Source organism: Klebsiella sp. CN_Kp075 (assembly GCF_040065055.2).
GTDB classification, from domain to species: domain Bacteria; phylum Pseudomonadota; class Gammaproteobacteria; order Enterobacterales; family Enterobacteriaceae; genus Klebsiella; species Klebsiella aerogenes.
Window position 1 is genome coordinate 3,707,470 of sequence record NZ_CM198050.1, and the last position, 22,939, is coordinate 3,730,408.

Consider the following 22,939-nt stretch of genomic DNA (forward strand, 5'->3'; position numbering starts at 1 on the left):
GTTAATCAGCGCATTATCAATGAGGATGAAGCATGAAACTGACCAGTCACGATCTGCAAGACGGCGGCAAGCTGCCTAATCGTCACGTATTCAACGGTATGGGGTACGATGGCGATAATCTTTCGCCGCATCTGATGTGGGACGACGTTCCCGCAGGAACCAAAAGCTTTGTCGTCACCTGCTACGACCCGGATGCGCCGACCGGTTCCGGCTGGTGGCACTGGGTGGTAGCCAACCTGCCTGCCGATACCCGGGTTTTACCGCAAGGGGCCGGTTCCGGTCAGGCGGAGCTACCGGAAGAGGCCATTCAGACCCGCACCGATTTTGGTAAGGCCGGCTACGGCGGCGCCGCGCCGCCGAAGGGTGAAACCCACCGCTACATTTTTACCGTACACGCGTTGGATATCGATAAGATTGATATCGACGCCGAGGCGAGCGGCGCGATGGTCGGCTTTAATGTCCATTTCCATTCGCTCGCCAGCGCTTCCATCACCGCCCTGTTCAGTTAATTATCCCCCCGGATAGCGGCTTGCGCCTTAGCCGGGCTACTCGCTATGGTCAGTGCCATTTGTAGCCCCGGTAAGCGCAGCGCCACCGGGGAAATTGACCTTACTGTTCAGTGGCCACCTGCAACGCGGTTTTACGCACGCGCGCGTACCACACCACCGTCAGCAGCCCCAGCCACACCAGCCCGGCTAACAGCGCCACGCGCGTCTCTTCCACCATTCCCAACACGGCGATTACCAGCCCCATAAACAGTAGCGTCAACAGCGGGCCAACCGGCCAGAAGGGGATCGGGAATTCGATCTTACTGCGCTCTTCAGCCGACAAACCGCGGCGCATCGAGAAATGAGAGAGCAGGATCATCAGCCACACCCAGACGGTGGCGAACGCCGCCAGCGAGGCAATCAGGACAAATACCTGTTCCGGCATCAGATAGTTAAGCACCACCGCCACCAGCAGCGCCACGCCCATCACCACGACCGTCATCCAGGGGACGCCGTTGCTGGCGATTCGCTGGAAGCACTTCGGCGCCAGCCCCTCTTTCGACATACCGTACATCATGCGCCCGGCGCCAAAAATATCGCTGTTAATCGCCGAGATACTGGCGCTAATCACGATGATATTCAGCACGGTCGCCGCCGCCGGGATCCCGAGACCATCGAAGATCAGCACAAACGGACTGCCCTGCTCGCCAAAACTATTCCACGGGAAGATCGCCATCAGCACCGCCAGGGTGCAGACGTAAAACAGAATAATACGCAGCGGAATGGTGTTGATGGCCTGCGGGATGACCTTCTTCGGGTTCTGCGCTTCCGCCGCCGTGACGCCGATAATTTCCACGCCGCCGAAAGCGAACATCACGATGCCAAGCGAAGCGATGATCCCCTGCCAGCCATTTGGCGCAAAGCCGCCGTGGCTCCACAGATTTTCCAGCCCGGTGGCCGGGAAACTATGGCCAAAGCCAAAGAAGATGATCCCTGCGCCCGCCGCCATCATGGCGATAATCGCCACCACTTTAATCAGCGACAGCCAGAACTCCATCTCGCCGAACACCCGCACGTTGCACAGGTTCATCGCGCCAATAAAGAAGATGATGCTAAGGATCCAGATCCAGCGCGGCACATCGGGATACCACAACCCCATATAGATACCGAATGCGGTGACGTCGGCCAGCGCCACGATCACCATTTCAAAGGTGTAGGTCCAGCCGGTAATAAATCCGGCCAGCGGCCCAAGATACTGGCGAGCGTAGCTGCCGAAGGAGCCGGAAACCGGATTGCGCACCGCCATTTCACCCAGCGCGCGCATCACCATAAAGACCGCCGCGCCGCCTATCAGATAGGCCAGCAGTACCGCCGGCCCCGCCGCCTTAATGGCGGAGGCCGAACCGTAGAACAGCCCGGTGCCGATAGCGGAACCGAGCGCAATAAAACGAATGTGTCGGGCATTCAGCCCGCGCAGCAGATGCGGTTTGTGTTGTTGTTGCATATACAGGTGTCCTGGTTTTTTTATATGACGACAAATATGCGATGTAGGACGGTCGGGGGGATGACATCCCCCCGACGCGGGTACAGAGAACAACGGTGATTAATTCAGGCCAGGCAATACGGCAGGCAGCAGACGCGTCAGGTGACGTGCGGCCAAAAGCTCGGTGGCATTTTCAATATCAGGAGCGAAGAAACGGTCTTGGGTATAATGCGGCACGCGTTCGCGCAGCAGATGACGCGCCTCTTCCAGCAGCGGACTGGTGGTCAGCCCTTCGCGCATATCCAGCCCCTGCGCCGCCGCCAGCCACTCGACGGCCAGCACCCCACGGGTGTTTTCCGCCATCGCCCACAGGCGACGACCGGCAGCCGGCGCCATGGAAACATGGTCTTCCTGGTTCGCGGATGTTGGCAGGCTGTCAACGCTATGCGGGTGCGACAGCGCTTTGTTTTCACTGGCCAAAGCCGCCGCCGTGACCTGAGCAATCATAAAGCCGGAGTTGACGCCGCCATTTTTGACGAGGAACGGCGGCAGCTGCGACATATGGCTGTCCATCATCAGCGCGATACGGCGCTCGGAGAGCGAGCCGATTTCCGCGATCGCCAGCGCGATATTATCCGCCGCCATCGCTACCGGTTCGGCATGGAAGTTACCGCCGGAGATGACGTCATTTTCGGCGGCAAAGACCAGCGGGTTATCGGAGACCGCGTTCGCTTCGGCTAACAACACCTCAGCCGCCTGACGAATCTGCGTCAGGCAGGCGCCCATCACCTGCGGCTGACAGCGCAGAGAGTACGGATCCTGCACCTTGGCGCAGTTATGGTGCGACTGCGAAATCGCGCTGTCATCGGTCAACAGATGGCGATAGAGCGCCGCCGCATCAATCTGGCCACGCTGGCCGCGCACCTCGTGAATACGTGCATCGAACGGTCGACGCGAACCCAGCGCCGCTTCGGTGGTTAACGCTCCGCAAACGACCGCGGAGGCGAACAGATCTTCGGCTTCGAACAGGCCGCGCAGCGCAAAAGCCGTCGACGCCTGGGTGCCGTTCAGCAGCGCCAGACCTTCTTTCGCCGCCAGGGTAATCGGCTCCAGCCCCGCCTGACGTAACGCTTCCGTCGCCGGCAGCCATTCGCCGCCGCGTACCCGCGCTTTGCCTTCGCCAAGCAGCGTCAGCGACATATGCGCCAGCGGCGCGAGGTCGCCGGAGGCGCCGACGGAACCTTTCGCCGGGATCCACGGCGTCACGCCGGCATTGACCAGGCCAATCAGCGCCTGGATCACGCTCAGGCGGATCCCGGAGAAGCCGCGGGACAGGCTGTTAATCTTCAGCACCATAATCAGGCGCGCCAGGTCATCGTCCAGCGGCTCGCCAACGCCCGCCGCATGGGATAACACCAGCGAACGCTGCAGATTCTCCAGATCTTCCGTCGAGATACGGGTCTGCGCCAGCAGGCCAAAACCGGTGTTAATACCGTAGGCGGTCCGCCCTTCGGCAAGGATGGCGTTAACGCAGGCCACGCTCTCATCGATTGCCGCAAACGCGCTGCTATCGAGGGTAATGTTCAGCGGGTGGCTGTAAACGTCGCGGAGCTGCGACAGGCTCAGTTGCCCCGGAATTAGCGTTAAAGATTTCATTTAGCGTTCCCCTGCGTTGCCGCAACCATCGGAAGATTCAGACCCTGTTCCGCCGCACATTCAATGGCGATATCGTAACCCGCATCGGCATGACGCATCACACCGGTCGCCGGGTCGTTATGCAGGACGCGAGCGATACGCGCCGCCGCTTCATCGGTACCATCACAGACGATAACCATCCCGGAGTGCTGCGAGAAGCCCATGCCTACGCCGCCGCCGTGGTGCAACGACACCCAGGTCGCGCCGCTGGCGGTGTTAAGCAGTGCGTTGAGCAGCGGCCAGTCGGATACCGCATCCGAGCCGTCGCGCATGGCTTCGGTTTCGCGGTTCGGGCTGGCGACGGAGCCGGAATCAAGGTGATCGCGGCCAATCACGATCGGCGCGGAGACTTCGCCGCTACGCACCATTTCGTTAAAGGCCAGCCCCAGCTTCTGCCGCCACTCCAGACCTACCCAGCAGATACGCGCAGGCAGTCCCTGGAAGCTGATGCGCTCGCGCGCCATATCCAGCCAGTGGTGCAGATGCTTATCATCTTTAATGATCTCTTTCACTTTCGCGTCGGTTTTGTAGATATCCTGCGGATCGCCGGACAGCGCCACCCAACGGAACGGGCCGATACCACGGCAGAACAGCGGGCGGATATACGCCGGCACGAAGCCCGGGAAATCGAAGGCGTTGCTGACGCCCATTTCCTGCGCCATCTGGCGGATGTTGTTGCCGTAGTCGAAGGTCGGTACGCCCATTTCATTAAAGGCCAGCATCGCCTGAACGTGGTCGGCCATCGAGCGTTTGGCCGCCAGAATAGTGCCCTGCGGATCGGATTCGGCTTTCTGCTGATACTCTTCCCAGCTCCAGCCTTTCGGCAGATAGCCGTGCAGCGGGTCGTGGGCGCTGGTCTGGTCGGTGACCATATCCGGGCGCACGCCGCGTTTCACCAGTTCCGGAACGATATCCGCGGCGTTGCCGCACAGCGCGATGGAGATAGCGCGGCCTTCGGCGGTATATTTTTTGATGCGCGCCAGGGCGTCATCCAGAGAAGTGGCCTGTTCATCCACGTAGCGGGTACGCAGACGGAAATCGATGCGGCTCTGCTGACATTCAATGTTCAGCGAGCAGGCGCCCGCCAGCGTCGCGGCCAGCGGCTGCGCGCCGCCCATGCCGCCCAGACCGGCGGTTAACACCCAGCGGCCTTTCAGGCTGCCCTGATAGTGCTGGCGACCGGCTTCGACGAAGGTTTCGTAGGTGCCCTGTACGATGCCCTGGCTACCGATGTAGATCCAGCTGCCGGCGGTCATCTGGCCGTACATCGCCAGCCCTTTGGCATCCAGTTCGTTGAAGTGTTCCCAGGTGGCCCAGTGCGGAACCAGGTTGGAGTTAGCGATCAGCACGCGCGGCGAGTTTTCATGCGTTTTAAATACGCCGACCGGTTTACCGGACTGCACCAGTAGGGTCTCATCGCTTTCCAGGTTTTTCAGCGCCTTCACGATAGCGTCATAGCATTCCCAGTTGCGCGCAGCGCGACCAATACCGCCATAGACCACCAGCTCATGCGGGTTTTCGGCGACATCGGGATCGAGGTTATTCATTAACATACGCAGCGGCGCTTCGGTCAACCAGCTCTTGGCGGTAAGCGTCGTGCCTCTCGGGGCACGTACGTCCAGCTGGCGATATTTGCTTTGCGACATCGGGGTTTCTCCTGACAATTAACGTTGTGTACGTAGATACATATACTTGTCTATACAACTCTACGCAAGCCAGGATTTAACAGAAATGATACAATTTTGTTATATTGCGTCAGCAATCACGTTTTGCTGACGCCAGGGTAAATTACGAGCTGAAATGGCCCTGCAGGCGGTAGCGCGCGCCGGGGAACAGCAGGCGAGCGTGTGAGACAATATGCGTCGTCGACCAGGTGCGGCGGCGAATAAGCAGGCAGGGATCGTGCGGCATGATGCGCAGCAGCGCGCACTCTTCTGACGTCGCCTGCACCGCCTCGACGATATGTTCGCCTTCGGTTAACGGCGCAATGAGCGACAGATAATCATGCGGCGTGGTGGCGGTGTAATCCTGTAATAGATAGTCCGGCACCACCGCGGCATTGACGCAGCGATCTTCGATTTGTACCGGGACCTCGTTTTCAAAATGCACCATCAGCGAATGGAAAATGCGCGTGCCTTCGGCGACGTTGAGCGCCTCCGCCTGGATAACATCCGCTTCGGTCTCCTCTAAAAGCAGCACCTCGCAGCGGTGTTGGTGGCGACGGGAGGCAATCTCATCGGCTATGCTGCGCACTTCAAACAGCGCCGACTGCCCTTTCGGCTCGGCGACGAAGGTACCGACTCCCTGTAGCCTCACCAGCAAGCCTTCATCCGTCAGTTCGCGCAGCGCGCGGTTGATGGTCATGCGGCTGAAGCCGAACTGGGCGACCAGTTCAGCCTCCGAGGGAATTCGGTCGTGCGGACGCCACTCGCCGCGGTGGATCTTTTCGCTGATCGCCTGCTTCACCTTTTCATAGAAAGGCGCGGGCGCGGAACGAGGTTGTTGTGCAAACATGGCCTGGCTTTCCTTATGCGTAATAAGCGGAGCGGCGAAACGAAAATAATAGCGCGGATCGCTAGCGCCACCAATGGGCGATTTGCCATGCCAGACGGGCCGCCGCGCGGGCGCCCTGTCCGTCGATGTCAAATTGCGGATTAAACTCGACCAAATCCACCGCCTGTAGCTTACCGCTGCGGCACAACGGCTCTACGATCCGCAGCAGGGTCGCCAGCGGCACGCCCAGCGCCGCTGGCGCGGAAACCGCCGGCATTTCGCGCGCCGGCAGCACGTCGAGATCGATAGTCAGATACAGACGGTCGAATTGCGCGATATTGCGCTCAAGCTCCGGCAACACGCGAGTTTCGAAGGCCTCCAGCACCTCCAGATCCTCAACGATAGCCACCTGGCGGCGCGCCGCTTCATCCCACAGCGCCTGGGTGTTCGCCGCCCGGCTCACGCCGATGCAGGTATAGTGAAAACCTCGCTGCTGCGCCTCACACTCCAGCGCCAGCTGGCGGAACGGCGTCCCGGAGCTGGCGCATTCGGCAAAGCGTAAATCCAGATGCGCGTCGAGATTAATAATGCCCACGTTTTCGCCCGGGAAGGCATCCAGTACCCCAGCGCCGTGGCCGAAGGCCGTCTCGTGGCCGCCGCCCAGCACCAGCGTGCGTTTGCCGGCGCGTTGACAGGCGGCCACCGCCTCCCGCAGCGCCTGATGCGCGGCTTCTAACTGTTCACCGTCGACGCTAATCGTGCCCATATCCACGCAGCGGTCATGGCCCTGATGGCTGGCCATATTGGCCAACGCCCGGCGTAGCGTTTCCGGACCATGTCCGGCGCCGGTACGACCTTTATTACGCCGTACGCCTTCGTCGCAGGCGAAGCCGAGCAGCGCGATATCGCCGGGCATCTCCTGCGGCGCGAAGCGTTCCGCGCGGGCGATGGTCTGGAACAGGCGCAGCGCATTGGGCGCTTCCGCGCTATCATCACGCCCCTGCCAAAGGTTGGCGGGCGTAGCTTGCCACAGCATCATTGCAGTTCTCCTCGTACCACGCGCCCCCAGAGCGGCGCGCGCCCCGGCTCATACACCATCTCGACCGGGTGCTCGGCATCCCAGATAGCGAAGTTTGCGACAAAGCCCGCCGCCAGCTGACCATGACTCTCCTGTCGCCCCAGCGCCCGCGCGGCATGGCGAGTCACCCCGGCCCAGGCCTCCTCCGGCGTTAAACCAAACTTGACGCAGGCCATGTTCATCGCCAGATGCAGGCTAGCGAAGGGGCTGGTGCCCGGGTTGAAATCAGTCGCCACCGCCATCGGCACCTGGTACTTGCGCAGCAGTTCCACCGGCGGTTTGCGGGTTTCGTTAAGGAAGTAAAACGCGCCGGGGAGCAGCGCTGCCACGGTGCCGCTTTCGCGCATCGCCGCCACGCCCTCTTCCGTCAGATACTCGATATGGTCGGCGGAAAGCCCGTGATAGCGGCTCACCAGCTGAGCGCCGCCCAACGACGAGAGCTGCTCAACGTGGCCTTTTACCGGAATGCCCAGCGCCTGCGCGGCCTGAAAGACGCGCTCGGTTTGCTGTGGGCTGAAGCCGACGTTTTCACAGAAGACGTCAACGCTTTCAAACAGTCCCTCTTGCCACAGCGTCGGCAGTATGGTCTCGCAGACCAGCGAGATATAGCCATCGGCGTCGCCATGATATTCCGGCGGCGTGGCGTGGGCGGAGAGCAGCGTCGCCGACAGTTCTACGCCATTGTCGTCGGCCAGTTGTCGGGCGACCCGCAGCATTTTGCGTTCGTTTTGCAGATCGAGACCGTAGCCTGATTTAATCTCCAGCGTTGTCACCCCTTCACGCAGCAGGCGAGCAAGACGCGGCTGCGCCAGCGCCAGTAGTTCTGCTTCGCTGCTTTCGCGCGTGGCGCGCACGGTGGAGTTAATGCCGCCGCCGTTGGCGCTGATGGTTTGATACGACACGCCGTTCAGCCGCTGCTCCCACTCCTGAGCCCGGCTACCGCCAAAAATCAGGTGAGTGTGGCAGTCAATGAGGCCCGGCGTCAGTAGCCGGCCTTGGAGGTCGATACGACGCCCCGCCGGGGCATCAGCATCGTCGACGATCGCCTCAATGCGGCCGTTACGCACCAGCAGCGCATGGCGCTCCAGCAGGCCGTACGGTTGGGAATAATCAGGGTTCAGGGTGGCGAGACGCGCGTTTCGCCAGATAACGAGTTCAGAGGTGGCTTCAGTCATAGCGTTCAACTTGTCATGGGTTGTATAGACATTTATTTTCATAACGCCGGTAATGTCAATAAAAGCGCGGGTAAATGTTATTTTTTTGTGACTACAAACGTTCCACTGTCACCAGGTATTGCGTAAAGAAGTGAAGTTTTTGAACTGGCATCTTCCCGTTTCGTTCAAGTTAGTATAAAACAGCAGGTTTTAAAGGACTTATACCCTGTCGCGCACAAAGGGTATGTAACTTTGCATATTATCGCCCGGAGCAACATGAACACATATTCCGTTTCCCGTCTGGCGCTGGCGCTGGCCTTCGGCGTGACGCTGTCCGCCTGTAGCTCGACGCCTGCCGATCAAAAGCCCTCAACGCAGACTGCACCGGGCAATACCGCACGGCCAATTCTTAGCGCCGATGAAGCGAAAAACTTCACTCAGGCAGCTTATTTCCAGTCGCTGACGCCGAATGCCGCCGCGTGGACGCCATCCGCGATCAGCCTGCCGGCGCAGCCTGATTTCATCGTCGGCCCGGCGGGCGCCCAGGGCGTGACCCACACGACTATTCAGGCCGCGGTCGATGCGGCGATTGCCCGTCACTCCGCGCGTCGCCTGTTCATCGCCGTTATGCCGGGCGAATATGCGGGTACCGTCTATGTGCCTGCCGCGCCAGGCGCGCTGACCATTTATGGTACCGGTGAAAACCCTGCCGACGTCAAAATCAGCGAAGCGATTGATTCCGAAATGGACCGCAATAGCTGGCGTCACCTGGTCAATCCGGGCGGCAAATACATGCCGGGCAAGCCCGCGTGGTATATGTTCGACAGCTGCCAGAGCAAATCCGCCGCCACCGTGGGCGTGATGTGTTCCGCGGTCTTCTGGTCGCAGAACAATGGCCTGCAGCTGCAGAACCTGACTATCGCCAACAATCTCGGCGATAGCGTCGATGCCGGTACCCACCAGGCGGTGGCGTTGCGCAGCGATGGCGACCAGGTGCAGATCAACAAGGTCAACATTCTTGGCCGCCAGAACACCTTCTTTGTGACCAATAGCGGCGTGCAGAACCGTCTGCAGGACAACCGTCAGACCCGCACGCTGGTGACCAATAGCTATATTGAAGGCGATGTGGATATCGTTTCCGGTCGCGGCGCGGTGGTATTCGATAATACCGATTTCCGCGTCGTGAACTCGCGTACGCAGAAAGAAGCCTACGTTTTCGCGCCGGCAACGCTGAAAAGCATGACCTACGGCTTCCTGGCGACCAACAGCCGCTTCACCGCGTCCGGCGATAACGTCGCGCAGCTTGGCCGCGCGCTGGACGTCGACGGCAACAGCAATGGCCAGGTGGTGATTCGCGATAGCGTCATCAATGAAGGCTTTAATATTGCTCAACCATGGGCGGCGGCGGTCGGTTCTAACCGCGCTTTCAGCGGTAACGTTGGCGCGCAGGATGATAAAGGCAACCCGCAGCGTAACCTTAACGACAACGGCTTCAACCGCATGTGGGAATATAACAACCGCGGCGTGGGCAGCTTTGTGGTTGCCGCTCCGAAACAGTAATATTATCGGCCCGCGCTCTCCCCAGGCGCGGGTTTTTCTTGTTAACGCATACTCTCACCACAACCCCAATTAATAATTTTCGCCAACGGCGAATAAATCCTCCCGCTCGCGCGTTTACTCCTCAGAACCGACAACGCGATGCTTTATCGCGTCTCTCGCCCTCCTGGAGGTCACCATGAACGCACAAATTTCTCCCATCAGGCGCTTAGTCGTTCCGGCGCTGCTATTTTTGTTATATACCCCGGCGGCGTTGGCCATGGGCGATAACAGCCCGAGCAAACAAACCCCGGATTGCCCGAGCGGTCAAGCCTACGACAGCGTGAGCCAAAAATGCGTTCCGCAAAAAACCAGCAGCCTTAGCGATGAAGATAAAACCAATTATGCCTGGCATCTGGCGAAAAAAGGGGAATATCAGGCCGCGCTTAACCTGCTGGATACGCTGCACAACGCCAATACGCCTGAGGCGTGGAACTATCGCGGCTACGCCACGCGTAAGCTCGGCAGAACCGATGAAGGAATTGGCTATTATCAGCGGGCGCTGGCGCTGAAACCGGACTACGCGAAAGCCCGCGAATACCTTGGCGAAGCATGGATGGTTAAAGGACGCCCCGATCTGGCTAAGCAGCAGCTGGCGGCGATTGCCGGCATTTGCGGCCAAAGCTGCGAAGAGTACCGCGATCTTCAGTCGGCAATAAACGGACATCCTGAATCCTGATAGTCGTGATTCGCCAGAATCAATAAGGATAAGAACATCGCTAACCGTATCGTTGATAGCCAACTGGCCGCCCATCTTCCTCGCCTGTGGCGCTACGGCCTCGTACTCTCGCACAACCGCGACGTCGCCGAGGAACTGGTGCAGGCCACCTGCCTTCGCGCGCTCGAAAAGAGCGCGCAGTTTACCCCCGGCACCCGCATCGACAGGTGGCTATTTTCCATTTTGCACTCAATCTGGATTTCAGAGCTGCGCGCCCGCCAGGTCCGCCTCGGCCAGGGGTTTGTCGAGTGTGAGGAGCTGGCCGCCCCCGAGCCGGGCGAACAGGACGATACGCGGTGGCGCTATCGGCAACTTATGCTGCGGGTTAATCAACTGCCCGAGGCGCAGCGTAATGCCGTCTTTTTGGTGTATGTCGAGGGGTTTAGTTATCAGGAAGCCGCCGAGACGCTATCGGTACCTATTGGCACCATTATGAGTCGGCTGGCCGCCGCGCGGGAAACGCTGGCCAAAACGCCGGCGATTTCCCCCCCGGCGCAGGAGAAACGCTCATGAACCCTATTCGCTTTTCCCCACCCTGGCAGGACGAGGCCATTGTCGCCTGGCTTGATGGCGAAATGTGCGCGGAGGACGCCCGCCGTTTTAGCGAAACCTTTGCCCGCGACCCGCAGCTCGCCAACCGCACCGCCACGTTGATGAATAATCATCAGCCTTATCAACATGCTTTCGCCGCCCTGCTTGATGAAGCGCCCGTGGCGCGGATGCAGGCGAAACTGGCGCCCTATCTCGCCGCGCCGGAAATTGAAGCGCAAAATCAGGCGCGCTTCAGCCGCCGCGCGCTGATCGCCGCCTCACTGGGCCTGTTGGTTATCGGTAGCGCAACAAGTTACTTCTGGCGGCCTGCGCCGCAGGAGGACGATGACGAGAATATTCGCCGTCTTGAAGCCCAGTACATGTCGCTATATAGCGCGGAAACCGTGGCCGATGTTGATAATTCACCTGAGATGCTCGACCGTGGCCTGCGTCGTTCGGCGCAGGATACAGGACTGTTGCTAGAACGACGTCAGCTCGCCTTACCTGAGGCGGAGCTGAAAATGGTCCGTATGCTGCGCTACGAAAGTACCTCGATCACGCAAATTCTCTGGCTGCATACCGGTTACGGCCCGGTCGCGCTGTGTATTTCACCCGCCGCCAGGCAAACCGCCTCGCCGCCGCAAAATGAGCAGCGTCAGGGCATGAACCTGCGCTGGTGGCACCACGGCGGCTACCAGTTTACGTTAATCGGCCGTATGCCAACACCCGCGCTCAACGATGCGGCGCACACCCTGCGGCAGGCGATAGTTTAAGCCTTCGCCTGCCGCACCCAGACCAGTTTGTTAACCGCAAAACCGAGCTCAGCGGCCAGGGCAAGGTACTGCTGTCGGATGTGGGACGGAATATCCGGGGTGCGCGAAAGCAGCCATAAATAGTCGCGGTTTGGCCCGCTCACCAGCGCGTATTGATAATCCTCGTCGAGCGCGATCACGTTATATCCGCCATAGAAGGGACCGAAGAACGAGACTTTCAGCGCTGCCGTGGTGGAAGCGCCGGTGAAATAGGCTTTGCCTTCGCTTTCGCGCCAGCGGTTGTTTCGCGGGTCAAATCCTCGATTAAGTACGCGAATGCCGCCGTCATCACGCATGCTGTAAGTTGCCGTTACCTGCTGCAGACCTCGTTCGAAACGGTTTTCCAGGCGCGCGACTTCATACCAGCGCCCCAGATAGCGGCTGGCGTCAAAGTGGTTTATCGGTTTTACTCCGTGAGGCGGCGTGGGAGTCTTACAGGCGACTAACGCCAGCGATACCGCAACCCCGGTCAGAATTGGCCATAGTTTCATCGCATTCCCTCCTTTTTCTCTTTCCTGGCAGACAAGTATAACCCCGCGCAGAGAGCATTCGTCGTTTTTCAGAGAGATTTACCGCCTGGCCTGTACAAGAAAGAAGAAAATAAAAATCATACATATCAACAATATAAACAAAAACACATTAACCCATCGCTAATTTGTACAAATTAATTCGCAGAAATTTGTACAACTTTTCCCTGAGCGTCTATAGTTGACGGGTAGCTCGATTTTACGCGCGCGCTCGGGTCAGCACTCTGCGCCAACGCCGCGGTTATTTTGAGGTGGTTCCTGCTTTACCGTTGCCTGTCCGCAATGTTTTGGCGTAAACGATGTGCAAATCGTTTACGCCAGCGGCTTTTATTTATCGCGTGGGAGATTCAGGGTTATGCATATTAAAAATACGATCCCTGTGCAGTTTATAGCTAACTGCGCATTGCTGAAAAACATTGAAAATAGCTTATTGCAGGAAAATAAAACCGTGGATGACCTTCAATTAATTAGCGAGATTAATCAACGGTTACAAATAGAAAGTAATGAAATCCTTGCCGACCTCTATTTACAGGCGCTGGATATTCTGCGCTGTGGTGTTCATCATTAATCCGTCCATCCGCTTCGTGGAGACCAAAATGTTCAGTAAACACACGCACATTTGTTCCGAACGCTATGACCTGTGGATTGACAACCACTATCTTCTGAGCGGCATCAGCCTCATTCTGCGTACGCTGCCAGAAAGATGCTTCAGTAAAAAACATGTCTTTTTTACCAGCGACAGTTATTTTTCGGTATTACAGCATAAATACAATCGCCGGGAGACGGTTTTTGTTTTATTAACTGAAGGCAACGATCTTAATTTCCTTAGCGAACTGCCAATGTTACGCATCCCCGCCAGATCGACCCCTGCTGAATTAAAAACATTTCTCAATCAACCGACCCGATATTATAAATCGCATACTTCTCCTGGCGAACTGATACAGTTTACCGAGCGAGAAAAGAAAGTCATTCAGCTCATCAGTAATGGCGAAGCCATTGCCAGTATTGGTCGCTCGCTAAATTTGCATATTAAGACAATTTATCAAATCCGCTTGAATCTGATAAAAAAACTTGGCTGCAGCGGCAGGACAGATTTCTTTAATATCAGCCGTAGCGAAACATTTAAGTCCTGGAGTCAAATCCATCTGTAAGCGCGCGTGGCGTGAGCAAACAGAAACCTGCCTCACTTAAAAGGCAGGTTTTTTTATTCGTTACCGTGGAAGTGAATACTGAAACCCTGTTCCTGCCAGTGGCCCAGCAGCTCCAGTTGCAGCGGCGAAGCGGGGCGCCCGGTCCAGACGAAGATATGTTGCCCAGGAAACAGCTCCGGGCGAGGAGATTCTAACGGTTCCGCCAGCACGTTGACGTGCCAGCCACGCTGAGAAAGGCGCCAGGCTTCCAGCCATAGGCCGGTGCGGTCTTCATTCCCCCACCCCACCAGCAGCGTCTCCTTACCATTTTTTTTACGCGATTCCGCTAAAAACAGCGCCACGCAATCAATCAATATGCCATCCAACATGCTACTAATGACCATTGAGGTATTTTGATCGAGTTTCAGCCGCTGGCGCACCGGCGCGAACAGGCTATCAAGCAGGGTGTCGACGGGATGCTGATGGCTTAATGCGGTGATTTTGGCGCGGATTTTTGCCGGCTGCATATAGCGCAGGATACTCATCATCTCTTCCTGCAACTGTGCGGATTCGTCACGGGCGGCAGGTAGCTGGCCTTCAAGCAGCGCCTTCACTTTGCCCACTGAAACGCCACGCTCTATCCAGCGCTTAATTTCTTCGATTCGCTGAATATCTTCTTCATCAAACTGACGGTGCCCGCCTTCGCTACGCTGCGGTTTCAGCAAACCATAACGCCGCTGCCAGGCTCGAAGGGTGACCGGATTGATTCCGCAACGCTCGGCTACTTCACCGATACTGTAAAAAGCCATAAGCCGCCTTTTCTCAACCTGATACTTTAGCGCCTAAACTAACGAATTTAGGCATACTGTACAACTCTCTTTTCTTGTACAGATAAAGATATCAGGTTGCAGCTCACAGCTTGCGGGAAAAAGGATGAAAGTGCGTTTACGCTATCTCAGAATGGATCATATTTTCCCCGGCCAGGCGATAGCCGGCAGGCCACCCAGTCGCGGACTGGCAAACAGATTTCCCTGAAAATGAGAAATACCCGCCGCCTCCAGCCACATCCACTCCTCCGCCTGCTCAACGCCAACCACCGATACGGAAATTTCCAGCGAGTGACAGCATTTAATAATCGCCTGCACGATAGCCTGACGCGGCCCGTCACGATGGATGTTGCGGATCAGCTGCTGATCAATTTTAATTCGATCCGGTTGATAGTGCGCCAGCAGCGATAGCCCGGCAAAACCGGCGCCAAAGTGATCGATAGCGACGCGAATTCCCGCCCCCTTCAATTTGCGTACGGCATCGGTAAACTCATCCATCCGCGAGATCACTTCACGCTCGGTGAATTCAACAATAATCTGTTCCGGGATCAGATCGTTGCGCTGAATTTCCGTTAGCAGAAATGGCACCGCATCCGCCACTTTCACCAGCGTCATCGGCAGCAGGTTGATGGTCAGCGTACGTTCACGCAGGCCTAATTTACCGGCAATGGCCAACGCAACCCGTTTACATTGCAAATCCGCGACGTAAACCTCATCGCTGGACAAACCGGCAAAATAGGCCGCAGGCGGCTCTCCGTCAACGGTGCGTAGCAGCGCTTCCCAGGAGACTATTTCACAGGCAAAAGGGTCAACCACCGGCTGAAAAGCAAAACAACATGATTCAGCGCGGTCGATACAGGGCGCGGCCGGGTAAAACGAGCTCTCATCAGCAGTAAAATCCCAGCTATCAGCTGACGGAATTTCATAATAATTCTCTTTTTCCGTCGCTTCGACAAAGGTACGGAAAAAATGTAGCGCCCGGTCGTCGTAAGTCAGCTGATATTTTGTCGTCCCCTTATCCAGCACGTTCTGTAATACCGCGTCGCGATCGTGTTCCCTTAAATCAAACAGCTCCATGCCGACCTTACCAAAGCGGCGAGACGGCGCGTAATCGCACAAAAGCTCCACCAGATTGTAATGACGCGGGTCCGCGCAAATATGCCGATAGATTTGCTGTACGTTTTCTTCCGGTCCCTCAATGAGTTGGAAGAAATGCGTACCGTTAAAAAGTAAAATACCGGTGACATCCGCCTGACCATTTCTCTCGTTAGCCGCAGCAACCATCGACTCGAGCGATTTGAATGAGACATCGTCGCAGATATGGCTGCGATAAATGATGGTGGTGAGCATAGCGATTCCAGATGAGAGGTATAAGCATTCACAGTAGCAGTTACTGTTCGATACGTCTTGCGAAACAAGTATTTATATTAACAAAAATTGAACACACAACGCCGCCAGGCCGTATAATCTTGTACAAACTGTCACGCTTAGAATCCTCATCGCAATTTTACACAAAATAAAAAAACAACAAATTTATCGTTAGTTTTCAATAAACTATACTCAAATCACAATTTATTGCGCAACACTCTATGTACAAGTTACAGATTATTGTATAAGTTTACTCACAGTTAACAGATGAGTGAAATTAAAGGAGCGCATATGCAGCAGAATGGTTACATTCCAGATACAGCGAACGCGATAGCCCAGTATTTCAACAAAGCATCGTTACCTTCCCAGCAGGAGACGCTGGGCGAAATCGTGATGGACATACTCACCGAAGGGCGGCATTTAAACCGCAAAGCGCTCTGCACCAAGTTACTGAGCCGTCTTGACGTCGCACGAGCTCCGGAAGAAGAAAATCATTATCAAACGTTGATTGGCCTGCTGTTTGAGCGTCAGGAGTAAACGCTGACTGTCGGCCTGCACCTGACCTGGCTTACAGGAACAACGAGGCATGCAGAGGGACGATGATGAAAAGCAGTCAATCAGAACGGGTTAGCGATGAGATTATTGGCGAGGCGGTTTTATCCCTTCTTAAAACAAACCGGCCAATTAATATTCCGACGCTGCTAGTCAAACTTCGGTTAATGCAGGCAGCGGAAACGAACCACCAGCGAAGGAATGCAATTATTGCCGTTATTGATGAAATTAGCGTCAGACTCACGACGCGCGGCAATCACGCTCCGGTCATTAAAAAGATTAACGGCCAGTGGGAAAACAGAGCCGTTGTTGTGGATGGTAACGTCGAACCGACGGGTAAAAAAATACACTGATCCCCAATCAAGTTTAATAAACAAGTGAGAATATGATGAGACAGACTATGCATCAGCAATCAGATATTTACGCAGGACTGCAGGATAGAGCGCTCTCAGAATATTTCCGCGCCGCCGGAGATAAATTAGTCGATGAATCTGCGGTAATGTCGCTGGCAATCGACAGCATCCTCAGCTCAGATGGGCATCTGAGCAATAAGGCGCTTATTTTATGGTTGATCAATGCCCTGGAAACCACCGATAACGTGGTCACCGCGGATGTGATTCGCAAGACGCTGGAAATTGTCGTCGGCTATACGATGGATGATATTTAAGCCTGTCAGTCCGAATAAAAAAACCTCGCGGCGCGAGGTTTTTTATTCTATCAGTAGCACATTAATGCGCGTTAACCACTACCCACATCGGTCCCTGACCAACGGCATAACGCCCTTTCTCTTTTAACAGCCCCTGCTCGCCGGCAATTTCATATACTGCGATATGATGCGATTTCTGCCCGGCGGCAATCAAATACTTACCGCTGTGATCGAGATTAAAGCCGCGCGGCTGCGCTTCGGTCGGCTGATAGCCTTCAATAGACAGTACGCTACCGTCTTCAGAAACGCTGAAGATGGTGATAATGCTGGCGGTACGATCGCAGGCATAAAGATGACGGCCATCCGGCGTAATATGAATATCCGCAGCCCAGCGCACGCCGGTGAAATCTGGCGGCATCATATCCAGCGTCTGCACGCACTCAATTTTCCCGTGCGGATCTTTAAGCTCCCACACGTCAACGGAGCTGTTCAGTTCATTCACACAGTAGCCATACTGCTGGTTCGGATGGAACACCATATGCCGCGGACCGGCGCCTTCAACGGTAGTGACTTCCGCCGGCTCCTGTGCGGCCAGATAGCCGTCGTCGCTCAGGTTAAACAGGCAAATACGATCCTGCTTCAGCGCCGGTACCCATAGCGTGCGGTTGTCCGGCGAAATATTGGCCGAGTGACAGCCTTCCAGCCCCTCGACGACGGTGACCGTTTCGCCCGGCAGGCCGTCAATCAATGGCGTCACGCTCACGCAACCCTGATTGTAGGAAGCGCTAAAAACAAAACGGCCCTGATGGTCGGTGGAGATATGCGTCGGGCTCCCCGGCAGCGCAGCTTCACCGGCGAAAGTCAGCGCGCCATTATCTGGCGCAATGCGGTAAGCCAGGACGCGAAACTCCGGACGAACGCCGACATAGAGATACTCTTTGTTCGGACTTACCACCATCGGCTGCACCTGGCCCGGGGCATCAACAACCTGAACCAATGTCAGATTTCCCTCAGCATTGAGGCTCCAGACGTGAATCTGATGGCTCTCCGGGCTGGCGGTATATACGGTTTGTTTCATGACTACTCCTTTCCTCACTGCTCGTGAAACTGCTCGTGGACATCGTTATACATTTCATCCGGCGCGCGACGCAACGATGAATGGTATAGACGTTTTTAACGGTAGATGCTGAAAAATTTGCCCCTGAGACGAAGCCGTGTACCATCATGGAAGACAACTTTTCATCATTTACCGGAACCAACACATGACCTCACGCGTGATCGCCCTCGATTTAGACGGCACCCTACTGACCTCGAAAAAAACGATTCTTCCGGCGTCGCTCGATGCGCTGGCTCGCGCCCGGGAGGCTGGATATCAGGTGATCGTCGTAACCGGCCGACATCACGTCGCTATCCATCCTTTTTATCAGGCACTGGCTCTCGATACACCTGCAATTTGTTGTAATGGTACTTATTTGTATGATTATCATGCAAAAAAGGTTCTCGAGGCCGATCCGATGCCGGTGGATAAAGCCCTCAGCCTGACCAACATGCTCGCCGAACACGATATTCACGGTCTGATGTACGTCGATAACGCCATGCTTTATGAACGTCCGACCGGCCACGTGATCCGCACCACTAACTGGGCGCAGTCGTTGCCGGTTGAACAACGCCCGGTTTTCACCCAGGTGGATTCTCTGGCGCAGGCGGCGCGTGAAGTACAAGCGGTATGGAAATTCGCCCTTACCGACGAAAATATCCCGAAACTGCAGGCCTTCGCGCAGACCGTCGGCCAGAAACTGGGCCTGGAATGCGAATGGTCGTGGCACGATCAGGTTGATATCGCCCGCGCCGGCAATAGTAAAGGCAAACGCCTGGCGCAGTGGGTCGCCGCGCAAGGATTATCCATGCAGGACGTTATCGCTTTTGGCGATAACTACAACGACCTCAGCATGCTGGAAGCCGCCGGGACCGGCGTGGCGATGGGTAACGCGGTTGAGGAAGTAAAAGCGCGGGCCAAGGTGGTGATCGGCGAAAACGAAACCACCAGCATCGCCGACTTTATCAATCGTAACTTGCTGTAATCAGGCCGCGATCGACACGCTCTTAATTTGCGCATACAGCCACTGGCCTGGGCTGACACCCAGGTCATCCCGCGCCCACGGGCTAATTCGCGCCCATAGCGTTTTGCCGCTGACCGTAAGCTGTACCTCAATCTGACCGTTGGTTTCCACGCAGCCAACAACCTGTGCGCGCAGAATATTCCGGATACTGGTCTGTCGCGGATGCTCCAGCACCAGCGACACATCCGACGCCTGAATACGAATACGCGCCGCTTCGCCCGGCTCCCGCGCCAGTTGATTAACCCATAGTTGCTGATCGCCCAGCGCCAGCGCGGTCATCGCATATTGCGGATGCTGCGCGATCACCGAGACGTTAAGAATTGTGCTCTGCTGCTCCTGCGGCAGCCAAGGATGCATCACGCTGCTGCTCCAGACCGTTTCGAGATCGCCAAACGCCTTCACTTTCCCCGCCTCCAGCACCAGCACGTTATCGGCCAGGTGCTGAATTTCATCGAGCGAGTGGCTGACATATAGCATCGGGATATGGATCTCGCGCGCCAGTCTCTGTAAATAGGGGAGTAATTCGCGCTTGCGCGGAATATCCAGCGAGGCCAGCGGCTCATCCAGCAGCAGCAATTCCGGCGCGGTCAACAGGGCGCGGCCAATCGCCACCCGCTGTTTTTCCCCGCCAGACAAACTACCGGGCAGTCGTTCAAGCAGGTGCTCAATGCCCAACAACGCCACCAGCTTATCAAATTGCGCGGCCATGCTTTTGGCCATCCCATATTTCAGGTTGCCGCGCACTTTATAGTGAGGAAACAGCCGCGCGTCCTGAAACACATAGCCGATGCGCCGCTTCTCCGGCGCCAGGCAGATGCGCTGTCGCGCGTCATTGAGTACCCGACCATTGAGCACAATGCGCCCCTGCTGCGGCTGCGTCAGCCCGCCGATCGCATTAATCAGCGAGGTTTTGCCCGCGCCCGAGACGCCGAAAATTGCGGTAATGCCGCTGGCGGGCAAGGTTTCATGTACTTCAAGACAGTGGTTGCCCAGCGTCTGGCTAAAATCGAGCTCCAGCATAGTTATTTTCCCATCCGCTTACGGCTAAGGCGCGCCAGCCATTCGGAGACCAGCAGCGATACCAGCGCCAGGACAATAGAGATGATGCACAACCGCGCGGCGGCGCCTTCGCTGCCTGGCGTTTGAATCAGGGTATACATCGCGGAAGGAATGGTGCGCGTTTCGCCAGGAATGTTTGAGACAAAGGTGATCGTCGCGCCAAACTCCCCCAGCGAACGGGCGAAAGCCAGCACCGTACCGACAATAATGCCCGGCAGAGTCAACGGCAGCGTGATGGTGAAAAATACCCGCCAGCGATTAGCCCCGAGGGTGCGCGCCGCCTGTTCAAGCTTTACGTCCACCCCTTCAAGGGCGAGGCGAATCGCCCGCACCATCAGCGGGAATGACATCACCGCCGCCGCCAGTACCGCCCCCCGCCAGCTGAAGGCGAAAGTCAGACCAAACCAGTCGTATAACCAACTGCCAATAAAGCCGCGCCGCCCCATGGAAATCAGCAGCAGATAGCCGACCACCACCGGCGGCAGCACCAGCGGTAGATGTATAATACTATCGAGTAACGCTTTGCCGGGAAAATGGCGGCGCACCAGCAGCCAGGCAAAAAAGATCCCAAAAGGTAAGCTGCAAACCACCGCCAGGGATGAAACTTTCAGGCTCAGCAGTACCGCCTGCCATTCGGGATCGCTTAAAATCATTGCTGTGTGGTGAATCCGTAACGTTTAAAGATAGCCGAGGCTTCCGGGCCTTTGAGGTAGTCGTAAAACGCGGTTACGGTAGCATTTTTATGCCCATCAACGATAGCCAGCGGATACTCGACTTTTTTGTGCGAATCCTCCGGGAAGGTGCCCACCACTTTAACCCCCTTGCTGGCGACGGCATCAGAGCCGTAGACGATGCCCAGCGGCGCTTCGTTGCGCTCCACCAGCGCCAGCGCGCCGCGCACGTCTTCTGCCGGCGCGAGCTTCGGCGACAACGTCTCCCAGGCCCCCAGTTTCTGCAGCGCTTCTTTCGCGTAGATCCCCGCCGGCACGTGATCCGGATCGCCGACCGCCAGACGCCCGCCTTGCAGCAGGCTGACCCAGTCGGTTTTATCATTAATGGCGATATCGCCGCGATCGCTGGCTTTCGGCGCCACCACCACCAGGCTATTGCCCAGCAGCGTGGTGCGGGAAGCCGTATCGATTGATTTTTTGTCTACGGCATAGTCCATCCATTTCTGATCCGCAGAAATAAATAGATCGGCAGGCGCGCCGGCTTCAATCTGGCGCGCCAGCGTGGAGGAAGAGGCAAAGGAAGAAACCACCTCGACATGACGCTCTTTTTTATACGCCTGGGCGATATCCTGCATAGCGTTAGTTAACGACGCCGCGGCAAAAACGGTTATTTTGCCGTCCTGCGCCAGCGCATGACCAGAAACGCAGAGCGTTAATACCGCCCCGGTAAGTAAACGCGACCATTGACCTGCCATTGGAAACTCCTGTTTATTCGTTATGTAATGAATAATATAACGACTATGGTGAGAATTTCACAGCGCCAATTAGGGGTAATCAGGATGGGGACAAAAGAAAACGCCCGGCGGGCCGGGCGTTGGGGAAATCAGTGGTTTTGCTGGCTGCTGTCTTTATGACCGGCGCCGGAGAAAAGGTTGAACACTTCACCGAGACCGTAAATCAGACCGAGGATGACCGCCATCACCACAGGTACCATGACGACAGCAAATACCAGACTTTTCAACAGCTCTAACATGGTTGGCTCCAGATAGTACGAATATTTCATTGTAACCATTTTGGCCGGAAAAACACGCCCCATTTGTGCGGTGCCTCGCCGCCGCGGCAGATGGCTGTTGCAAGATAGGCGCTATCGTTCACAATACGCTTTTTACGTCAGGAATTGATTATGCAGGCCGAAATCCTTCTTACGCTTAAACTTCAGCAGCGCCTGTTCGCCGATCCTCGCCGGATCGCCCTACTCAAGCAGATCGATCGGACTGGCTCAATTAGCCAGGGGGCGAAGAACGCCGGTATCAGCTATAAAAGCGCATGGGATGCGATCAACGAAATGAACCAGCTCAGCGAACAGTCGCTGGTCGACCGCGCCACCGGCGGTAAAGGCGGCGGCGGCGCGGTGCTGACCCGCTATGGCCAGCGGTTGATTCAGTTGTACGATCTGTTGGCGCAGATTCAACAAAAAGCCTTCGACGTACTAAGCGACGATGACGCCCTGCCCCTCGACAGTTTGCTGGCGGCGATTTCCCGCTTCTCGTTACAAACCAGCGCCCGCAACCAGTGGTTCGGCACCATCACCGGTCGCGACCACCAGCAGGTACAGCAACATGTCGACGTGCTGCTGGCGGACGGCCAAACCCGTTTTAAAGTCGCCATTACCGCACAAAGCGCCGACCGTCTCGGGCTCGATGAAGGCCAGGAAGTGCTGGTGTTGCTGAAAGCGCCGTGGGTCGGCATCACGCTGGATAACGCCGTGGCGCAGCAGGCGGACAACCAGCTTACCGGGCGCATTAGCCGCATTGAACGCGGCCCGGATCGGTGTGAAGTCATCATGGCGTTGCCGGATGGGCAAAACCTGTGCGCCACGCTGTCAACGGCGCAAATTGACGGTTTGCAGGAGGGCGCGCAGGCGATCGCTTACTTCAATGCCGATCGCATCATTCTGGCAACCTTATGCTAATGGCATTGACTTTATTGCC

The 22,939-nt window shown here is 56.6% G+C and carries 26 protein-coding genes; 12 read left to right on the forward strand and 14 right to left on the reverse strand.

Going from position 1 to position 22,939, the window contains the following annotated elements:
* Positions 1-32: 32 nt before the first annotated feature.
* On the forward strand, positions 33-509 hold the full coding sequence (locus tag ABLV78_RS17740; protein ID WP_015367619.1) for a kinase inhibitor: 477 nt from the start codon (positions 33-35) through the stop codon (positions 507-509).
* A 100-nt stretch (positions 510-609) separates the two neighbouring features.
* On the opposite strand, the gene ABLV78_RS17745 is transcribed toward ABLV78_RS17740, so the two are convergent.
* The 6 genes from ABLV78_RS17745 to hutI all read right to left on the reverse strand — a co-directional run bounded on the left by ABLV78_RS17745 (position 610) and on the right by hutI (position 8,454).
* A complete protein-coding gene (locus ABLV78_RS17745) occupies positions 610-1,992 on the reverse strand; it encodes an amino acid permease (RefSeq protein ID WP_015367620.1) in 1,383 nt (460 codons plus the stop codon).
* A 99-nt stretch (positions 1,993-2,091) separates the two neighbouring features.
* Positions 2,092-3,627 (reverse strand): histidine ammonia-lyase, encoded by a 1,536-nt coding sequence (hutH, locus tag ABLV78_RS17750; protein WP_015367622.1) that lies wholly within the window; start codon positions 3,625-3,627, stop codon positions 2,092-2,094.
* Positions 3,624-5,312 carry a urocanate hydratase gene (hutU, locus tag ABLV78_RS17755; protein WP_015367623.1) on the reverse strand — a complete coding sequence of 563 codons (1,689 nt, stop codon included), beginning with the start codon at positions 5,310-5,312 and terminating at the stop codon, positions 3,624-3,626. Before hutU ends, hutH begins: the two co-directional genes overlap by 4 nt.
* Positions 5,313-5,454: 142 nt before the next feature.
* Positions 5,455-6,180 carry a histidine utilization repressor gene (locus ABLV78_RS17760; RefSeq protein ID WP_045395067.1) on the reverse strand — a complete coding sequence of 242 codons (726 nt, stop codon included), beginning with the start codon at positions 6,178-6,180 and terminating at the stop codon, positions 5,455-5,457.
* Positions 6,181-6,241: 61 nt separating this feature from the next.
* A complete protein-coding gene (hutG, locus tag ABLV78_RS17765) occupies positions 6,242-7,198 on the reverse strand; it encodes a formimidoylglutamase (RefSeq protein ID WP_047049171.1) in 957 nt (318 codons plus the stop codon).
* Positions 7,195-8,454, reverse strand: coding sequence for an imidazolonepropionase (gene hutI / locus ABLV78_RS17770; RefSeq protein ID WP_165430633.1), 1,260 nt, complete (start codon positions 8,452-8,454; stop codon positions 7,195-7,197). Before hutI ends, hutG begins: the two co-directional genes overlap by 4 nt.
* 213 nt (positions 8,455-8,667) lie before the next feature.
* Here hutI and ABLV78_RS17775 point away from each other — a divergent pair, with 213 nt between their 5' ends.
* The 4 genes from ABLV78_RS17775 (at position 8,668) to ABLV78_RS17790 (ending at position 12,009) form a co-directional block, all read left to right on the forward strand.
* Complete coding sequence (locus tag ABLV78_RS17775; RefSeq protein ID WP_045395070.1) at positions 8,668-9,951, forward strand: putative acyl-CoA thioester hydrolase; 1,284 nt, start codon at positions 8,668-8,670, stop codon at positions 9,949-9,951.
* 175 nt (positions 9,952-10,126) lie between these two features.
* Positions 10,127-10,666, forward strand: coding sequence for a tetratricopeptide repeat protein (locus ABLV78_RS17780; RefSeq protein ID WP_047049178.1), 540 nt, complete (start codon positions 10,127-10,129; stop codon positions 10,664-10,666).
* Between the two features lie 18 nt (positions 10,667-10,684).
* Positions 10,685-11,218: an RNA polymerase sigma factor gene (locus ABLV78_RS17785; RefSeq protein ID WP_045395072.1), complete on the forward strand. Its 534-nt coding sequence runs from the start codon at positions 10,685-10,687 to the stop codon at positions 11,216-11,218.
* Positions 11,215-12,009, forward strand: coding sequence for an anti-sigma factor family protein (locus ABLV78_RS17790; protein ID WP_047049182.1), 795 nt, complete (start codon positions 11,215-11,217; stop codon positions 12,007-12,009). Before ABLV78_RS17785 ends, ABLV78_RS17790 begins: the two co-directional genes overlap by 4 nt.
* On the opposite strand, the gene blc is transcribed toward ABLV78_RS17790, so the two are convergent.
* Entirely contained in the window at positions 12,006-12,539 is a 534-nt protein-coding gene (gene blc / locus ABLV78_RS17795; protein ID WP_047049185.1) for an outer membrane lipoprotein Blc, read from the reverse strand. The two genes, ABLV78_RS17790 and blc, sit on opposite strands and share 4 nt — an antisense overlap.
* A gap of 391 nt (positions 12,540-12,930) precedes the next feature.
* On the opposite strand from blc, the gene ABLV78_RS17800 reads away from it, so the two are divergent.
* Positions 12,931-13,143, forward strand: coding sequence for a biofilm development regulator YmgB/AriR family protein (locus ABLV78_RS17800; protein WP_045395075.1), 213 nt, complete (start codon positions 12,931-12,933; stop codon positions 13,141-13,143).
* 28 nt (positions 13,144-13,171) lie between these two features.
* The gene (locus ABLV78_RS17805; protein WP_045395089.1) at positions 13,172-13,726 is read left to right on the forward strand and encodes a helix-turn-helix transcriptional regulator; all 555 of its coding nucleotides are present in this window, start codon (positions 13,172-13,174) and stop codon (positions 13,724-13,726) included.
* Between the two features lie 53 nt (positions 13,727-13,779).
* On the opposite strand, the gene ABLV78_RS17810 is transcribed toward ABLV78_RS17805, so the two are convergent.
* Positions 13,780-14,514: a MerR family transcriptional regulator gene (locus ABLV78_RS17810; protein ID WP_015704784.1), complete on the reverse strand. Its 735-nt coding sequence runs from the start codon at positions 14,512-14,514 to the stop codon at positions 13,780-13,782.
* A 156-nt stretch (positions 14,515-14,670) separates the two neighbouring features.
* Positions 14,671-15,882, reverse strand: a complete 1,212-nt coding sequence (locus ABLV78_RS17815; protein WP_047049188.1) for a diguanylate phosphodiesterase — start codon at positions 15,880-15,882, stop codon at positions 14,671-14,673.
* Between the two features lie 309 nt (positions 15,883-16,191).
* Between ABLV78_RS17815 and ycgZ the strand changes: the two genes are divergently transcribed.
* The 3 genes from ycgZ (at position 16,192) to ABLV78_RS17830 (ending at position 17,119) form a co-directional block, all read left to right on the forward strand.
* Positions 16,192-16,437, forward strand: a complete 246-nt coding sequence (gene ycgZ, locus ABLV78_RS17820) for a regulatory protein YcgZ (RefSeq protein WP_015367637.1) — start codon at positions 16,192-16,194, stop codon at positions 16,435-16,437.
* A gap of 65 nt (positions 16,438-16,502) precedes the next feature.
* Positions 16,503-16,805 (forward strand): YnaE/YdfK family cold shock protein, encoded by a 303-nt coding sequence (locus ABLV78_RS17825; protein WP_045395090.1) that lies wholly within the window; start codon positions 16,503-16,505, stop codon positions 16,803-16,805.
* 47 nt (positions 16,806-16,852) lie between these two features.
* The gene (locus ABLV78_RS17830; protein ID WP_045395077.1) at positions 16,853-17,119 is read left to right on the forward strand and encodes a biofilm development regulator YmgB/AriR family protein; all 267 of its coding nucleotides are present in this window, start codon (positions 16,853-16,855) and stop codon (positions 17,117-17,119) included.
* A 61-nt stretch (positions 17,120-17,180) separates the two neighbouring features.
* Here ABLV78_RS17830 and pgl read toward each other — a convergent pair whose 3' ends face one another.
* Positions 17,181-18,176, reverse strand: a complete 996-nt coding sequence (gene pgl / locus ABLV78_RS17835; RefSeq protein WP_015367640.1) for a 6-phosphogluconolactonase — start codon at positions 18,174-18,176, stop codon at positions 17,181-17,183.
* Positions 18,177-18,360: 184 nt separating this feature from the next.
* On the opposite strand from pgl, the gene ABLV78_RS17840 reads away from it, so the two are divergent.
* Positions 18,361-19,179, forward strand: coding sequence for a pyridoxal phosphatase (locus tag ABLV78_RS17840; protein ID WP_047049191.1), 819 nt, complete (start codon positions 18,361-18,363; stop codon positions 19,177-19,179).
* Here ABLV78_RS17840 and modC read toward each other — a convergent pair whose 3' ends face one another.
* The 4 genes from modC to ABLV78_RS17860 form a co-directional block, all read right to left on the reverse strand.
* Positions 19,180-20,238: a molybdenum ABC transporter ATP-binding protein ModC gene (gene modC / locus ABLV78_RS17845; RefSeq protein ID WP_045395080.1), complete on the reverse strand. Its 1,059-nt coding sequence runs from the start codon at positions 20,236-20,238 to the stop codon at positions 19,180-19,182. It abuts the gene before it with no gap.
* A 2-nt stretch (positions 20,239-20,240) separates the two neighbouring features.
* Positions 20,241-20,930, reverse strand: a complete 690-nt coding sequence (gene modB, locus ABLV78_RS17850; protein WP_015367643.1) for a molybdate ABC transporter permease subunit — start codon at positions 20,928-20,930, stop codon at positions 20,241-20,243.
* Entirely contained in the window at positions 20,927-21,703 is a 777-nt protein-coding gene (gene modA, locus ABLV78_RS17855; protein ID WP_045395081.1) for a molybdate ABC transporter substrate-binding protein, read from the reverse strand. The genes modB and modA overlap by 4 nt, the downstream gene beginning before the upstream one ends.
* A 128-nt stretch (positions 21,704-21,831) precedes the next feature.
* The gene (locus ABLV78_RS17860; RefSeq protein ID WP_045395091.1) at positions 21,832-21,981 is read right to left on the reverse strand and encodes an AcrZ family multidrug efflux pump-associated protein; all 150 of its coding nucleotides are present in this window, start codon (positions 21,979-21,981) and stop codon (positions 21,832-21,834) included.
* A gap of 150 nt (positions 21,982-22,131) precedes the next feature.
* On the opposite strand from ABLV78_RS17860, the gene modE reads away from it, so the two are divergent.
* A complete protein-coding gene (modE, locus tag ABLV78_RS17865; RefSeq protein WP_047049194.1) occupies positions 22,132-22,920 on the forward strand; it encodes a molybdenum-dependent transcriptional regulator ModE in 789 nt (262 codons plus the stop codon).
* The last annotated feature ends 19 nt before the right edge of the window (positions 22,921-22,939 follow it).

Coding starts and splice junctions, on each gene's coding strand:
- modE (WP_047049194.1), top strand. CDS start 22,132: ATGCAGGCCGAAATCCTTCTTACGCTTAAACTTCAGCAGCGCCTGTTC.
- modC (WP_045395080.1), bottom strand. CDS start 20,238: ATGCTGGAGCTCGATTTTAGCCAGACGCTGGGCAACCACTGTCTTGAA.
- blc (WP_047049185.1), bottom strand. CDS start 12,539: ATGAAACTATGGCCAATTCTGACCGGGGTTGCGGTATCGCTGGCGTTA.
- ABLV78_RS17805 (WP_045395089.1), top strand. CDS start 13,172: ATGTTCAGTAAACACACGCACATTTGTTCCGAACGCTATGACCTGTGG.
- ABLV78_RS17815 (WP_047049188.1), bottom strand. CDS start 15,882: ATGCTCACCACCATCATTTATCGCAGCCATATCTGCGACGATGTCTCA.
- hutU (WP_015367623.1), bottom strand. CDS start 5,312: ATGTCGCAAAGCAAATATCGCCAGCTGGACGTACGTGCCCCGAGAGGC.
- ABLV78_RS17810 (WP_015704784.1), bottom strand. CDS start 14,514: ATGGCTTTTTACAGTATCGGTGAAGTAGCCGAGCGTTGCGGAATCAAT.
- pgl (WP_015367640.1), bottom strand. CDS start 18,176: ATGAAACAAACCGTATATACCGCCAGCCCGGAGAGCCATCAGATTCAC.
- ABLV78_RS17860 (WP_045395091.1), bottom strand. CDS start 21,981: ATGTTAGAGCTGTTGAAAAGTCTGGTATTTGCTGTCGTCATGGTACCT.
- ABLV78_RS17745 (WP_015367620.1), bottom strand. CDS start 1,992: ATGCAACAACAACACAAACCGCATCTGCTGCGCGGGCTGAATGCCCGA.
- ABLV78_RS17830 (WP_045395077.1), top strand. CDS start 16,853: ATGCATCAGCAATCAGATATTTACGCAGGACTGCAGGATAGAGCGCTC.
- hutH (WP_015367622.1), bottom strand. CDS start 3,627: ATGAAATCTTTAACGCTAATTCCGGGGCAACTGAGCCTGTCGCAGCTC.
- ABLV78_RS17840 (WP_047049191.1), top strand. CDS start 18,361: ATGACCTCACGCGTGATCGCCCTCGATTTAGACGGCACCCTACTGACC.
- modB (WP_015367643.1), bottom strand. CDS start 20,930: ATGATTTTAAGCGATCCCGAATGGCAGGCGGTACTGCTGAGCCTGAAA.
- ABLV78_RS17825 (WP_045395090.1), top strand. CDS start 16,503: ATGAAAAGCAGTCAATCAGAACGGGTTAGCGATGAGATTATTGGCGAG.
- hutG (WP_047049171.1), bottom strand. CDS start 7,198: ATGATGCTGTGGCAAGCTACGCCCGCCAACCTTTGGCAGGGGCGTGAT.
- ABLV78_RS17775 (WP_045395070.1), top strand. CDS start 8,668: ATGAACACATATTCCGTTTCCCGTCTGGCGCTGGCGCTGGCCTTCGGC.
- ABLV78_RS17780 (WP_047049178.1), top strand. CDS start 10,127: ATGAACGCACAAATTTCTCCCATCAGGCGCTTAGTCGTTCCGGCGCTG.
- hutI (WP_165430633.1), bottom strand. CDS start 8,454: ATGAAAATAAATGTCTATACAACCCATGACAAGTTGAACGCTATGACT.
- ABLV78_RS17760 (WP_045395067.1), bottom strand. CDS start 6,180: ATGTTTGCACAACAACCTCGTTCCGCGCCCGCGCCTTTCTATGAAAAG.
- ABLV78_RS17740 (WP_015367619.1), top strand. CDS start 33: ATGAAACTGACCAGTCACGATCTGCAAGACGGCGGCAAGCTGCCTAAT.
- ycgZ (WP_015367637.1), top strand. CDS start 16,192: ATGCAGCAGAATGGTTACATTCCAGATACAGCGAACGCGATAGCCCAG.
- modA (WP_045395081.1), bottom strand. CDS start 21,703: ATGGCAGGTCAATGGTCGCGTTTACTTACCGGGGCGGTATTAACGCTC.
- ABLV78_RS17790 (WP_047049182.1), top strand. CDS start 11,215: ATGAACCCTATTCGCTTTTCCCCACCCTGGCAGGACGAGGCCATTGTC.
- ABLV78_RS17800 (WP_045395075.1), top strand. CDS start 12,931: ATGCATATTAAAAATACGATCCCTGTGCAGTTTATAGCTAACTGCGCA.